The sequence below is a fragment of the Clostridioides sp. GD02404 genome, from assembly GCF_045898275.1.
Classification (GTDB): Bacteria; Bacillota; Clostridia; order Peptostreptococcales; family Peptostreptococcaceae; genus Clostridioides; species Clostridioides difficile_A.
In genome coordinates this window covers 1-15,178 of record NZ_JBJOCA010000022.1, presented here as the reverse complement: position 1 = coordinate 15,178, position 15,178 = coordinate 1, and the positions used below count along the sequence as shown (strand labels likewise).

13 protein-coding genes are annotated in these 15,178 nt (G+C 27.7%); 9 read left to right on the top strand and 4 right to left on the bottom strand.

Features of this window, described 5'->3' with window-relative positions:
* Positions 1 to 190: 190 nt before the first annotated feature.
* The 5 genes from Q3287_RS13465 to Q3287_RS13445 all read left to right on the top strand — a co-directional run bounded on the left by Q3287_RS13465 (position 191) and on the right by Q3287_RS13445 (position 5,702).
* A complete protein-coding gene (locus Q3287_RS13465; RefSeq protein WP_407964202.1) occupies positions 191 to 976 on the top strand; it encodes a DeoR/GlpR family DNA-binding transcription regulator in 786 nt (261 codons plus the stop codon).
* A gap of 258 nt (positions 977 to 1,234) precedes the next feature.
* Complete coding sequence (phnW, locus tag Q3287_RS13460; protein WP_079740411.1) at positions 1,235 to 3,145, top strand: 2-aminoethylphosphonate--pyruvate transaminase; 1,911 nt, start codon at positions 1,235 to 1,237, stop codon at positions 3,143 to 3,145.
* Positions 3,146 to 3,444: 299 nt separating this feature from the next.
* A complete protein-coding gene (locus Q3287_RS13455; protein WP_407964201.1) occupies positions 3,445 to 4,266 on the top strand; it encodes a polymer-forming cytoskeletal protein in 822 nt (273 codons plus the stop codon).
* A gap of 40 nt (positions 4,267 to 4,306) precedes the next feature.
* Positions 4,307 to 5,074, top strand: coding sequence for a polymer-forming cytoskeletal protein (locus tag Q3287_RS13450; protein ID WP_054271429.1), 768 nt, complete (start codon positions 4,307 to 4,309; stop codon positions 5,072 to 5,074).
* Positions 5,075 to 5,081: 7 nt separating this feature from the next.
* Positions 5,082 to 5,702 (top strand): YhbD family protein, encoded by a 621-nt coding sequence (locus Q3287_RS13445; RefSeq protein ID WP_054277429.1) that lies wholly within the window; start codon positions 5,082 to 5,084, stop codon positions 5,700 to 5,702.
* 222 nt (positions 5,703 to 5,924) lie between these two features.
* On the opposite strand, the gene rbr is transcribed toward Q3287_RS13445, so the two are convergent.
* Positions 5,925 to 6,512: a rubrerythrin gene (gene rbr / locus Q3287_RS13440; protein WP_054277428.1), complete on the bottom strand. Its 588-nt coding sequence runs from the start codon at positions 6,510 to 6,512 to the stop codon at positions 5,925 to 5,927.
* Between the two features lie 85 nt (positions 6,513 to 6,597).
* The gene (locus Q3287_RS13435) at positions 6,598 to 7,035 is read right to left on the bottom strand and encodes a MarR family winged helix-turn-helix transcriptional regulator (RefSeq protein WP_054271426.1); all 438 of its coding nucleotides are present in this window, start codon (positions 7,033 to 7,035) and stop codon (positions 6,598 to 6,600) included.
* Positions 7,036 to 7,138: 103 nt separating this feature from the next.
* Here Q3287_RS13435 and Q3287_RS13430 point away from each other — a divergent pair, with 103 nt between their 5' ends.
* Positions 7,139 to 8,137 carry a YhdH/YhfP family quinone oxidoreductase gene (locus Q3287_RS13430; protein ID WP_407964200.1) on the top strand — a complete coding sequence of 333 codons (999 nt, stop codon included), beginning with the start codon at positions 7,139 to 7,141 and terminating at the stop codon, positions 8,135 to 8,137.
* A gap of 102 nt (positions 8,138 to 8,239) precedes the next feature.
* On the opposite strand, the gene Q3287_RS13425 is transcribed toward Q3287_RS13430, so the two are convergent.
* The gene (locus tag Q3287_RS13425) at positions 8,240 to 9,166 is read right to left on the bottom strand and encodes a carbon-nitrogen hydrolase family protein (protein ID WP_407964199.1); all 927 of its coding nucleotides are present in this window, start codon (positions 9,164 to 9,166) and stop codon (positions 8,240 to 8,242) included.
* A 383-nt stretch (positions 9,167 to 9,549) separates the two neighbouring features.
* Between Q3287_RS13425 and Q3287_RS13420 the strand changes: the two genes are divergently transcribed.
* The gene (locus Q3287_RS13420; RefSeq protein WP_407964198.1) at positions 9,550 to 11,154 is read left to right on the top strand and encodes an amidohydrolase; all 1,605 of its coding nucleotides are present in this window, start codon (positions 9,550 to 9,552) and stop codon (positions 11,152 to 11,154) included.
* Positions 11,155 to 11,354: 200 nt separating this feature from the next.
* Here the strand turns inward: Q3287_RS13420 and Q3287_RS13415 are convergent, their stop codons facing one another.
* The gene (locus Q3287_RS13415) at positions 11,355 to 11,897 is read right to left on the bottom strand and encodes a helix-turn-helix domain-containing protein (RefSeq protein ID WP_054277425.1); all 543 of its coding nucleotides are present in this window, start codon (positions 11,895 to 11,897) and stop codon (positions 11,355 to 11,357) included.
* A 346-nt stretch (positions 11,898 to 12,243) separates the two neighbouring features.
* On the opposite strand from Q3287_RS13415, the gene serS reads away from it, so the two are divergent.
* Both serS and Q3287_RS13405 read left to right on the top strand, forming a co-directional pair.
* A complete protein-coding gene (gene serS / locus Q3287_RS13410; protein WP_054277424.1) occupies positions 12,244 to 13,515 on the top strand; it encodes a serine--tRNA ligase in 1,272 nt (423 codons plus the stop codon).
* A 187-nt stretch (positions 13,516 to 13,702) separates the two neighbouring features.
* Positions 13,703 to 15,130, top strand: coding sequence for a histidine kinase (locus Q3287_RS13405; protein WP_407964197.1), 1,428 nt, complete (start codon positions 13,703 to 13,705; stop codon positions 15,128 to 15,130).
* Positions 15,131 to 15,178: the final 48 nt, after the last annotated feature.

The following is a 15,178-nucleotide window of genomic DNA, read 5'->3' as shown; positions in this document are numbered from 1 at the left end:
ATTTATAAAATAAAGTTTTATAAAGTCCATCTGATATTAATATTTGATGGACTTTTTTTATTATAATATACATTATTTTAAATTGAACTTTAATTGAGTGAAAATGTTTATCATGGAATAATAATTTTGTAAAGGTAGGTATTATTGTAATATTATAGGAGCAAAATATACATATTTAGGAGGAAAAGTGATGTCTTTAAATTCAATAGATAGAAAAAAAGAAATACTTAAATTATTAGATTCAAAAGGTAAAGTAAATACAAAAGAGTTAGTAAAAAAATTAGAGGTATCATCAGAAACAATAAGAAGGTATTTAGAAGAGTTAGAAAATGAAAATAAATTGAAAAAGGTTTATGGTGGTGCTATAAAAATAAATTATGGGGTGATTGAACCAGCACATATAAAGAGAAATAGTACTAATTTGGATAAAAAACAGAGTATTGCTAAATATGCATCTAAATTTGTGAATGATAATGAATCAATTGTCATAGATGAAGGTACTACTAATTTGCAAATTGTGGATTATATAGTATCTGTAAAAAATTTAAAGGTTATTACAAATTCTTATCCTGTACTATCAAAGTTGATTTCCTATGAAAGTCAAGGTTTATTTGATGGAGAAGTTATATTTATTGGGGGAAAAGTAAATTTAAAGCATCAAAGAACAGCATGTCCAATGTCAATAGATACTATGAGAAACTTATATGTGGATAAAGCCTTTATATCTAGCGAAGGTATACTTGATAACTTTGGAATTAGCAGTATAGACCAAAATAAAGCATTATTATCAAGAGAATATATAAAAAATTCAAAAGAGAGTTTTATATTGTGTGATAGTTCCAAAATTGGAATTGTCAGTATGTATAAGATAGCAGATTTAGAAGAATTGGATTTTGTGATTTGTGATACAGAACCTCCAAATGAATGGAGAGATAAATTAAATGAAATAAACATAACATGGATAGAAGCAAAATAAATACAATAAAATTATAAAATGTAACTAGCTCATAGATTTATATGAAAAAGGAAATTTCAACTTATAATTTGGAGTTTTGTGAAGTTTTTATACAGAATAGTAAAAACAAGTATAACCAAGTAAAAACAACTAAAAACATAAATTTAATATACATTTAACCTGAATATGATGTATAATTAACATGTAAAAGTTATACTTTAAAAGTAAAAACAATTAAAAACAACTAAAATTCTAAAAGAATCTATGGAGGCTATAAATATGAAAAAGATATATGGAGAAAAAATAAAGGCAGTAGTATTTGATTGGGCTGGAACAACAGTTGATTATGGATGTTTTGCACCTCTTAATGTATTTATAGAGATATTTAAAAGAAGAGGTATAGATGTAACAATGGAAGAAGCAAGAAAACCTATGGGAAAATTAAAGATAGACCATATAAGAGAAATGTGTGAAATGGATAGAATAAAAAACCTTTGGTCAGAAAAATTTGGCAAAGCACCAACTGAAGAAGACGTAAATAAGCTTTATGCTGAATTTGAGCCAATGTTATTTGAAACATTAGAAGAATATACAACTCCAATTCCTCATGTTGTTGAAACTGTTGAGAAACTAAGAAAGAATGGATTAAAAATAGGTTCTACAACAGGTTATACAAGAGAAATGATGAACATAGTCGAACCAAATGCAGCAAAAAAAGGATACTCACCAGATTTTCTTGTAACTCCATCAGAAGTATCTCAAGGAAGACCATATCCTTGGATGTGCTATAAAAATGCTGAAGCTCTAGGAGTATCTCCTATGAGTTCTATGGTAAAAGTGGGAGATACAATCAGTGATGTAAAAGAAGGCGTAAATGCAGGAATGTGGAGTGTTGCTGTAATAAAAGGTTCAAGTGAGTTAGGACTTACACAAGAAGAAGTGGATAACATGGATAAAGAAGAACTAAAAGCTAAGATGGATGCAGTTTCAAAGAAATTTAAAGAAGCAGGTGCACATTTTGTAATAGAGACTATGGCTCAATTAGAAGATGTCTTAGTAAAAATAGAAAATGAAACTATTAAGTCAGACTTTGTACCAGAAAATGATTACATATTGCTTACACCAGGACCACTATCTACTACTAAATCAGTAAGAGCATCTATGCTAAAAGACTGGTGTACTTGGGATGTTGAATATAATGATTTAGTGCAGGATGTTAGAAGAAGATTAGTGTCTCTAGGAACAAAAAATACAGATAAGTACACAAGTGTATTAATGCAAGGAAGTGGAACTTTCTCAGTAGAGGCTACAATAGGCAGTACTATCCCAGAAAATGGTAAACTTCTTGTAATTGCAAATGGGGCATACGGAAAGAGAATGAAAGATATATGTAATTATTTAAATATAGAATTTATTGATTGTACATTTAAAGATGTAGAGGCAGTTGATTTAAATGTAGTAGAAAATTTATTGAAGGAAAATAAAGATATAACACATATATCAATGGTTCACTGTGAAACTACTACAGGTAGATTAAATCCTATACAAGAAGTAGGAAAACTTGCAAAAGAATATAATAAAATTTATATAGTTGATGCTATGAGTAGTTTTGGAGGAATTGAGATTGATGTTGAAGACTTTAATATAGATTTTCTAGTTAGTAGTTCTAATAAATGTATACAAGGAGTACCTGGATTTGGTTTTATAATAGCTAACAAAGAAGAATTAGCTAAATGTAAAGGTATAGCTAAGTCATTGTCTCTTGATGTGTATGCACAATGGGATACTATGGAGAAGAATAATGGTAAATGGAGATTTACTTCACCTACACATGTTGTAAGAGCTTTTTATCAAGCATTATTGGAGTTAGAAGAAGAAGGTTCTGTTGAAAAAAGATATGCTAGATATAAAGAAAATCAGTTTACAATAGCATCAAGATTAAAATCTTTAGGTTTTGACACTTTGGTAAATGATGGTGCTCAATCACCTGTAATAACAACTTTTTTATATCCTAAAAATGCAAAATTTGAATTTATGGAATTTTATACGTATTTAAAAGAGAATGGATTTGTTATTTATCCAGGAAAATTGACTGATATAGACACGTTTAGAATAGGTAGTATAGGAGAAGTTTATCCAACTGATATGGAGAGATTGGCTGATGTAATCGAAAAATTCATCAATATGTAGAATAGGATGAATTGTAAATTATTGTAGAATTTAGAGAATAATATTTTAGAGGTTTATATAACAAATATATATAAAGATTGAATAATAGGGATGTATCTCACTTAAATCATAAATCTAAATAATTTAGATTTATAGTTTGAATAGAGTGTTTTCCCTATTATTTTTTTATTATTTATATAAATTAAAATAGAACTTAAATGAAGGTTGTTTTACTGAATATAATTATTATACTTGACAACGTAACAATGTTTTGTTATATTAGTTTCAAGGATAAAATACATTAAGGAAAGGATATCATTATGAATGAAGGATTAAATTCACTAAACTTTAATGGAGTTGGAAAGTGTAAAGGTGGAATTTTTGATAGTGTTAATGTAGCAGGAACAGGAAAGATAGAAGGAAATATAAAATGTAGTAAATTTGATTCTTCTGGTTCAGCAAAAGTGCTTGGAACAACAGAATGTAATGAATTTTTTACATCAGGTCTAAGTAAAGTAGAAGGAAATATATTGGCATCAAAAGTGGAGATATCTGGACTTCTTAGATGTACAGGAGATATTAATTCTATTGAAATTGATACGGGCGGAATTATTAATGTTGAAGGAAATATAAAGTCGGATATTATTCATGGAAAAGGATATTTAAAGGCCAATGAGAATATAGATTGTGAAAATATCAATTTAAGTGGAATTTTAAATTGTAACGGATTTTTAAACTGTGAAGAAATTAATATTAGTTTGAATGGAATTTCTAATTTTAATGAAGTTGGAGCAAGTAGGATAAATGTAAAAAAAGGTCATGGAGAATATTGTAAAAAGTTTCGTATGTTGGAGAAAAAGCCTATAAACTTTGAAAAAGTATCTTCAAATTTAATAGGTTTAGGTCTATTATCAATTAGAACATATACAGAAAGTAAGTTATTTGCAAATATTATAGAGGCAGATGAAATAAGCTTAGAAAATAGTGAAATCAAGGTTGTAAGAGGCAAAAATATTAAAGTAGGTAAAGGTTGCTATATAGAAAGTTTGGAGTACAGTGAAAGTATAGAGATTGATGAAGATTCAATAGTTGCTGAAATAAAGAATATAAATGAGACAGTAAACTTAAAGAAAGATAAGTAATAAATGGTTTTAAAAATAAAATTTAAAATGAGGTAATAATATGGAAAAAGGGTCTATAAAAATACTTGGAGAAGGATTTATAAGTAGCGGGGAATATGAAAGCATAAAAATTATGGGAAGTGCTAAATCAAAAGGAAATATAACAAGTGATGAAGTAAAAGTGTTTGGAGATTCAAAGTTTGAAGGTGATATAAATATAAAAAACTTTGTTGTAAATGGAAAAACTGTTATAAGAGGTAATCTTAAAGCTGAACGTGTAAGGGTGAATGGTCAACTTAGTATAGATGGAGATGCAGAAATAGATGACTTGGTTATAACTGCTCAACAGAAAGTTGATGGTAAACTGAAATGTAATAATGTTACAATAAAAGGACAATTAAGTGTAAATGAAAATATGTATGCACAAGATATAAAAATATATGGTGAAATGAGAAATAAAGCAAATATAGAATGTGAAGATATAAAGGTATATGGAGCTATAAAATGTGATGGTCTTTTAAATGGAGAAAATATATATGTTTATTCAGGAGGAGGCTCTTATTGTAAGGAGATAGGTGCAACTAATATACAAATAGGAAGAAGTAAAAATGCTTTTCAATTGATTAAAATTATCAATATTTTTTCTGGAAAATTTAAATGTGATTTGATAGAGGGAGATACTATTGAATTAGAGGATGCGTCAATAAAAGATATACGTGGGAAAAATATATCTTTAGTAGATAATTGTGATGTTGGAAATATTGAATACAGTGATAATTTATCAGTTTCAGATAATTCTACTGTAAAAAACAGTATAAAGGTGGGCTAGAGAAACTATGGAAGAATTAATATCTAAGAAAGATTTACTGAGCAAAACTAATATATCTTATGGGCAATTATATAGATGGAAGAGAAAGAATATTATACCAGAGGAATGGTTTATAAAAAAATCAGCTTTTACAGGTCAAGAGACTTTCTTTCCAAGAGATAAAATACTAGAGAGAATAGAACTAATATTATCTATGAAAGAAGATACTTCTCTTGATGATATTGCAAATATGTTTATGAAAAAAGATACTAATAAAGAGTTTGATATTGATTTTATTCTCAGCAAAGAAGTCATATGTAATTACACAAAAGAAATATTTCAAAACTTATATAAGAAAGAACAAAATATAGGTAAAAAAGAACTACTTATATTGAATATAATAGAGAAATTTTTAGTTAAATCAACGATAACCTTTGAAGAATTAAAATTAATAGTGAACATAATAGAAGAAAATTTTACAGCAATATACAATGAAAATGGTAAAATTTATTTATATAGAAAGTTTGGAGTTCCATTTGTAGTGGGATGTTTAGATTATAAAAAAGTAAGGTTTGAAAAAGATGTAGTTAAAATTATTGAAATCGATTTGATGAAAGAAATAAATGATATTAGTATAAGATTATCATAGTAGGTTATCCTATCTAATTATCTCATATAAATTTAGACGATGTATTATAGTTTTGAAGGAATAATAAAATGAACCATAAAGGATTACTATAAATGTTCAAAGTATATTTTATATCTATAGTAATATTTATGGTTCATTTTATTGTTATCAAGATAATATGGTATTTATAAAAATGTTTGCTATAAATACCAGAGATTATTTAAATACAATGATTCTCTTAGTCTATTCAAATAATGAGTTTTTAAAATCTAAGAAATATCCTTGTGGATGAAGACATACAGGACAAGCCTTTGGTGCTTCTTTACCAACATGTATATGTCCACAATTTGTACATATCCATTGAATATCTTCATTTCTTCTGAATAAAGTACCTTCTTCTAAGTCAGTAGCATACCTACCAAATCTATCACCATGAACTTTTTCTATTTCAGCTATGTTTTCAAATAATTTAGCTATAGCTTCAAATCCTTCTTCACGTGCTGTTTTACCAAAATTCTTATATACATCATCCCATTCTTGAAGCTCATTATGTTGTGCAGCTTTAAGATGTTGTGCTGTTTTGTCGTATAAATCTACAGGATATGCTCCTGATATACTTATATTTTCACCAGAAAATTCTTTTAATTTAGTAAAAAATTGTTTTGCATGTGATTTTTCTTGGTCAGCAGTATAATTAAATAAAGATTCTATTATATACAACCCTTCTTTTTTTGCTACAGATGCAGAAATATTGTATCTATTTCTAGCTTGACTCTCTCCTGCGAAAGCTCTTAATAAATTTTCTTTAGTTTTACTATCTTTTAAATTCATATTCTACCTCTCTATCACAATAAATTTTTACAATATTTAATTCTTTTTATTTATTATTCCAATAGAAGATATAATTATGCTAAGTTTAGTCAGCATTTTTAAAATTGTCATTGATTTTTTTTAAAATTCTAAGAAATTCTTGTTTTTCATTTTCTGTAATATTATGGTATGCAGTGTCTTTTACTTGTGTTGAAATACAGTCAAAAGTATCCTCTATAAGTAATGCCTTTTTCGTAAGTTTTATATATGTAATACGCTTGTCATTGGCACATTTTTGTCTTTCTATATATCCTAGATTTATGAGTTTATTAACCAACACTGTGACAGTGGACTTATCCTTTCCTATTTTAGTTGCAATTTCCTTCATTGTAAGTATTCCATTGTTTTCATAAAGTGCAGTTAAAATATTTCCATGAGTAGGTATTAATTCATCTAGACCATTTTGACTAAGTTTATTTTCAATGAATTTAACCATATTAGCCTTTGTTTTACTTATGAAATGTATAATATATTTATCTTCCATAAATTAATCTCCAATCCTTAATTTATTTAAATTAGTTTGACATAAAACTATTTATAAACTATAATTAGTTTAACATAAAACTAATTGTATTGGGAGGAAATTTATGAATAAAAAATTTAAATCATTATATATTACAGAAGAAGAAGGCGGTTTTAAGAGAAATATAATTGAAAGAGAAATAGATTCATTGCCAGAAGGAGAAGTTATAATAAAGGTAAAATTTTCTTCTCTAAATTACAAAGATGCACTTTCTGCAAATGGAAATAAAGGTGTTACTAGAAAATATCCACACACACCAGGAATTGACGCATCTGGGATAGTTGAATATAGTAGTTGTGATGATTTTAAGGTTGGAGATGAAGTTTTAGTAACAGGTTATGATTTAGGTATGAATACTTCTGGTGGTTTTTCAGAATATATAAGAGTTCCTTCTAGCTGGATAGTGAGACTTCCAAAAGACCTTTCATTGAAAGAAGCAATGGATTATGGTACAGCAGGATTTACAGCAGCTTTATCTGTATATAAATTTATAAACTCTGTAGATAAAGATATGGGAGATGTATTAGTTACTGGTGGTACTGGAGGAGTTGCAGTAATTGCAGCTAAAATATTGATTAAATTAGGTTATTCAGTTGTAGTTTCAACAGGAAAATTAGAAGAACAGAAAGATGTATTATTAAATTTAGGTGTTAAAGATGTTATACATAGGTCAGAAGTGGATGATAACTCAGGTAGACCTCTACTTAGACCAAGATGGGCTGGAGTAATAGATACAGTAGGAGGTAATACTTTATCAACAGCAATAAAGACAACTAATTATTGTGGAGCAGTGACAACTTGTGGTAATGCAGGTGGAATTGAGTTTACAAGTTCAGTGTATCCATTTATCTTAAAGGGAGTTACTTTATACGGTATAGATTCTGTAGAATGCCCAATGAATGTAAGATTAAAGATATGGGATTTATTATCTAATGAATGGAAATTAGATGATTTAGATGATATGGTAAATGTAGTATCATTAGAGGAATTAAATAATAGTATAGATTTAATAATGGCAGGAAAGCATGTAGGAAGAACAGTAGTTGATTTAGAAAAAATGTAGATAGCCAAATTAAATTTATAAATATAATTTTAGAATATTAAGAAAAAATGAGATACCTTAAAGTTATTTAGGAGTATCTCATTTTGATTTTTATGTAAAGGATTATTCATGAACAATTAATTCAAACACATCAGGTCTTGAATAATGACCTTCTGAGTCAAAATCTAGTCTACTAAGAACTATCTTTTCTAGGTCTAAATCAGCTATTAACATTTCTTCTTTATTGAAAATAGGCCCTGCTACATATTTTCCAAAAGGGTCAACTATACAGCTTCCTCCTGGACACATAATTTCTGGTTCTACATCTAATTCTTTATAGTAATTAAGGTCAGTTGGATACATATTTTTTTCAACATATTGATTACATCCAATAACATAACATCTTCCTTCTAAAGCAATATGTTTCATAGTTGATTGCCATTCTTCTCTTGAGTCTGCAGTAGGAGCTATATAAAGTTTTACTCCTTTAGCATAAAGAGCTGTTCTAGCTAATGGCATATAGTTTTCCCAACAAATCAAGCCCCCCATTTTTCCATATGGAGTATCAACTACTGTAAGAGTACTTCCATCTCCTTCGCCCCAAATACATCTTTCTGTTCCTGTAGGTTTAAGTTTTCTGTGTTTACCAATAAGTTTACCTTCTGGAGAGAAAAATAAGTTTGTACAATAAAGAGTACAGTTTATATCATTACCATCTCTTTCTGTTATACCCATTGATAAGTATACTCCTGCTTCTTGAGCTGCTTTTCCTAATAAATCTGTTGTAGCACTAGGAACTGGCACAGAATTATCATAGTATCTTTTCCAATCTTCTCTACCTTCCATCGTTCTACTTCCAACAACAAATCCAAATGAAAGACCTCTTGGATATGCAGGTATGAATGCTTCTGGAAAAACTACAATATTTGCCCCTTTTTTACCAGCTTCTTTAATTAATCCCAATGCTTTTTCAACTGTTTTTTCTAAGTCCATTATAATTGGTGATGCCTGAACAACAGCTACTCTTACGTTTTTATTTTCTTTGTTCATAAAAAACCTCCTGAGAATATTTAAATTTATTGATTTGAACAGACTACATCAAATGATTTTGATAAGTAAAGTATTTATATTCTGAATAATGATGTAACTGTATACTTAAAATGATACATCATGATTTGAAAAATTACAATTGTGCAAAAACAATCAAGTTTAAATATTTAATTTCACTATTTCACAACCCCTTTTTTAGCTATATAGAGCTCATTAAATTGTTTTATTTATAATGAATAGTATTTATTTCTTAGCGAACAATAATTAAAAACAAAAATTTTGAATGAATAAAGTCTAAAGAAACCAATTTAATAAAACATAATATAATTAAAAAGAAAATAATAAAGAAAATTTATAAAAATAGACAACCTAAGGAGAATTTTATGAAAGAAAAAATTTATTACAATGGAAATATCATCACAATGGAAGATTCAATATGTGGAGATGCTATTCTTATAAAAGATAAAATAATAAAAAATATAGGAACAAAAGAAGAAATACTTGCTTTAAAAAATAAAGATACAGAAGTTATAGATTTAAAAGGTAAGACATTGATGCCTTCTTTTATTGATTCACATAGCCATTTGATAGCTTTTGCTACTACGCTAAAATTAATTCCTTTAGAAGATGCAACTAGCTTTAAAGATATAGTAAAAAAAATACAGGATTTCAAAGAGAAAAATAACATAAAAAAAGGTGAATGGATAATTGGATTTTCATATGATAATAATTTCTTAGAAGAAAATAGGCATCCAGATAAAGATGTACTTGATAGTGCCTTTTCAGAAAATCCAATACTAATTTCACATGCTTCTGGTCACATGGGAGTTGCAAACACTCTAGGATTAAAGCAACTTGGTGTTACTCATGAAACACAGGACCCTGAAGGTGGACATATTGGTAGAGTAGAAGGAAGTAAAGAACCAAACGGATACTTAGAGGAAAATGCATTTTTTAATGTATCATCTAAAATAAAACAACCATCACCAGATGAGATTTTTAAATCAATTGAAAAAGCACAGGACATATATCTAAGTTATGGTATTACAACAGCTCAAGAAGGTTTAATGGCAGAGAATCAGTTTAATCTTTTAAAAGCAATGGCAGGTAAAAAGAAATTAAAGATGGATATTGTAGGATATGTGGATTTGAAAAAAAGTAAGTCTATAGCAGATGCAAATAGAGATTTTGTAAAGAAATATACAGATAGATTTAAAATAGGTGGATATAAGATATTTTTAGATGGTTCTCCACAAGGTAAGACAGCTTGGTTAACCAGACCATATGAAAATTCAGATGATGATTATTGTGGATATCCTATATATAAAAATGAAGAAGTAGAGGAATTTATAAATACTTCACTAAAAGAAAAAATGCAACTTTTAACTCATTGTAATGGAGATGCAGCAGCAGACCAGTTGATAGATTCATTTGAAAAAGTTTTAAATTTAGAAGAAAAAAATAATAAAAATGATGCAAGACCAGTTATGATACATGCTCAAACAGTAAGAGAAGACCAAATCGATGATATGAAGAAAATAAGTATGATACCTTCATACTTTGTGGCTCACACATACTATTGGGGTGATATTCATATCAAAAACCTTGGAGAAGATAGAGCATTTAAGATTAGCCCACTTAAGACAACTATAGAAAAAGGTTTAATTTACACTCTACATCAGGATACACCAGTAATAGCTCCTAATATGTTTGAAACAGTATGGTGTGCTGTTAATAGAATTACGAAAAGATGTGTGCAAATAGGAAAAAATGAAAAGATAAGTCCATTAGAAGCTTTAAAGGGCGTTACTATAAATGCAGCATATCAATATTTTGAAGAAGATAAAAAAGGTTCAATTAAAGAAGGTAAATTAGCTAATTTGATAATAATAGATGAAAACCCACTTACAATCGACCCTATGAAAATAAAAGATATTAAAGTATTAAAGACTATAAGAGAAGGAGAAGTATTATATTCTTTAAAATAGATGTAAATTATGTGAGATTGTTACCATATAAAAATAGACTTAATTAATAAATAGGTAGAACTAAATAAGATTGTAGTTAAATCAACAATTTATTATGTTGAAGATTTATCAGTATAATCTTATTAATTCTACCTTCTTAAATAAATATGAATTTATTGAGTTATCTATGTAGTATGTGAGATAATTAAGTAGATAATAGTCTATGAAACAATTATGTATATTACTTTACTTTCAATTTCATTAGGATTTCCCCATTTATGTCTCATGCCAAATGGAATTTTGACACTATCCCCTTCGTTTAGTTGGAATACATCATCTTCCAAGTTAAGTTGAACACTTCCTTTAAGAACATATGCTACTTCATCTCCATCATGTCCATTTTTTTCTTTACAATAAGATTTAGGAGCTAAGTTCATAATTGCAAACTCAAATTCATTAAATGGATTGCTTGATAACATTTCATATAAAATATCTTTTGAGTCTGGCAGAATTAATATTCTCCTTTGATTATTTCTAACAATTAGCTCCAAATTATCTATAGAAGGAATAAAAAAATTGACTAATGGTACATTTAAAGCATTTGAAATTGATTTTAAAAAACTTATGGATGGATTTACACTTCCTTTTTCTATTTGGCTTATTAATGAAGGTGTAACTTTAATTAATTTAGACAAGTCTTTTATACTGAGATTCTGTTTTTTTCTACATAAAGTCAATTTCTTACCTATATTTGAATTGTTCATTTAAATCCTCCTATTAAAATAAATGATTTATAAAGAATTATATCATAAGGTAAAAAAATTTATATGAAAGCGAATAATTACATAAGATTGATAAAGAAAAAGTCAAAATAGATAATTGATTAGCAAAATCGATATAATTATAATGAAGTTAACTATAGAGATAGTAATCAAAAATTAAATTATATTAATTTAATTAAATATAATTTGACAATATATAAAAAAGTGAGTAAAATATAACTAAATAAATGAAATAAAAAATATTTCTTAACCTCAGACAGAAAATATATTATCAAAATTATTTGAGATTAAGAGAGAATGTCCAATCTTAAGTACTGAGGAGGAAAAAATGCTTGATATAAAAAGAATAAGAGAAAATTTAGATTGTATAAAAAAAGCTATGGAAAGAAGGGGTGAGAAAGCCTTTAGTCTTGATGAAGTAGTTAAGTTAGATGATGAAAGAAGAAAAATTCTTCAAGAAGTTGAAGTCATGAAAAATGAATTAAATACAGCATCTAAAAATATGCCAAATCTTATAAAAGAAGGTAAAGATGTAGAAAATGAAAAGGCTAAGTTAAAAGAGTTATCTGATAAGATTAAAGTTATAGACCAAAAGCTCAAGGAAGTAGAAGATAAGATGGAATATTTGTTAATGAGAATACCAAATGTACCCCATCCAGAAGTGCCACAAGGTGAAACTGATGAAGATAATGTTGAAGTAAGAACTTGGGGAGATACTACTAATTTTGACTTTAAATCTAAAGCACATTGGGAAATTGGAACAGAACTAGGTATACTTGACTTCGAAACAGCAGGTAAAATAACAGGTTCAAGATTTACTCTTTATAGAGGATTAGGAGCTAGGTTAGAAAGAGCCTTATTAAATTTTTATTTAGACACAAATACAACAGTAAATGGATATACAGAGGTTATTCCACCATTTATGGCAAATAGAAATAGTTTTCTAGGTACAGGTCAACTACCTAAGTTTGAAGAAGATATGTTTAAAATAGAGGGATTGGACTATTTTTTAATTCCGACATCAGAAGTTCCTTTGACCAACATACATGCGAATGAAATACTTAAATTTGAACAATTACCAATAAATTATACAGCTTATACTCCATGTTTTAGGTCAGAAGCTGGTTCTGCTGGAAGAGATACAAGAGGATTGGTAAGACAACATCAATTTAATAAAGTAGAAATGGTTAAAATAGTAGCACCAGAAGAATCTTATAATGAGTTAGAAAAGCTTACTAACAATGCTGAGAATATGTTACAATTATTGAAATTACCATATAGAGTAGTAAAGATATGTACAGGTGATTTAGGATTTACAGCTTCTTTTAAATATGATGTAGAAGTTTGGATGCCAAGTTATAATAGATATGTTGAGATTTCATCTTGTTCAAACTGTGAAGATTTCCAAGCTAGAAGAGCAGGGATAAGATTTAAAAGAGATAAAGATTCTAAAGCTGAATATGCACATACATTAAATGGCTCTGGTTTAGCTATTGGAAGAAGTGTTGCAGCTATATTAGAAAATTATCAACAAGAGGATGGTTCTGTAGTTGTTCCTGATGTTTTAAGACCATATATGGGAGTTTCTATTATTAAATAAGAGTAAATTATGTACTTTTAAATAATACAATAAACTAGAAGAAATTAAAAAATAATAATAAATATAAAAAAGTGTACAAACTAATGAATATTGATATAGTGAGCTATCATATGAAAGAGTATGTACATTTTTTTATTTATTAAATTTACTGAAAGATAAATAATTTACAAGTAGAAAGGAATCTTTTATGAAAATTCAAAAGACAGAGTGGGGATATATTGAATGGAAACATACTTATGATGAAAATAATCCTAAACAAGCTATGAATATATATATTGCAGTAACTATGCAAGGTAAAAAACATTTTAACCATGTTCATTATGGTCAAGAACAGATGATATATATTTTAGAGGGGGAAGGTTTGTATATCATAAATGGAGTATGGAAGCCATTTTATCAAGGGATGATTTTTTATATAGAATCTGGTAGTACACATGAAACTATAAATACAGGCGATAGACCAATAAAAGAACTTATTGTTTCAAATAATGTAAATGATGCGGGAGAGAGTGAAGTCATAGATATTAATCCTAATAAATATCTAAAGAAAACTTTGATAAATTATAGCGAAAGTACTTTAAACTTATATGCAGCAATAGAATCAATTCGTGGTCAATTTATAGACCCATTTAAAATTCCATTGATTATATATGATGATTCATGGAATATAGTTTTAAAAAATCCTTACTTTCCTTTATTTTGCTTTGAAAAATGTAATCCTATGAAATTTCCTCAAAATTGTGATTGTATGAATCGAAAAAGTAGTAACCAATTTGTATGTAAGCATGGGATAACAATATATAACATTCCAATACTGTATAAAAACAATAGTATAGGCGTCATAAGGGGTGGATATGTATTATTATCTGATTTAAACTTAGATACAACACATAGTAATTTATATGATATACCAGAAGGTGCTGCTAGAAGTATAAAACGTCTCTTAAAACAAATATCTAAAAACATAATAAATTTTTGTTCATTCAATGATATAAGAAAGGATTTGCAAGAAAAGGAGAATACTATTGCAAGAACATATCATTATGGAGAGCAACTGGAAATGAATTTAAAAGTAGCTCAAGATATGGTTACTAACTTAAGGATAAATCATCATTTTTTATTTAATACCCTAAATTCAATGGCAAGTATAGCACTTGATGATGGTAGTTATGATTTATATAGTGCAATAATAGATTTATCTAAAATGTTTAGATATACAATGAGGTCTGATTTACGCTTTGTAGAATTAGAATCGGAAATATTATATATTAAAAATTATTTAAACTTACAGAAATTACGCTATGGAGATGCACTTAAAGTAAATTATCTTATTCCTAAGAAGCTATACAGTCTTTCTGTACCTTTTAACTTTATTCAACCTATTGTAGAAAATGCTTTTACACATGGGTTTAGAGATATTGATACAGAAAAAAGAGTAGAAATAATTGCAAGAGTAGATTCTGAGTATGCGATTATGGAAATTCATAATAATGGAACTATTTTAGAGGAAAATAGTATAGACAAAATAAAAGCAGGTATTCGTAGTAATAATGGTCATGGATTGTCTTTAATATATACAAAGTTTACATCTGCTTATGGAAATGACTTTGATTAAAAAATAGCTACACACACTTGTGACTTTAGTCATGAGTTAGTAGCTAAA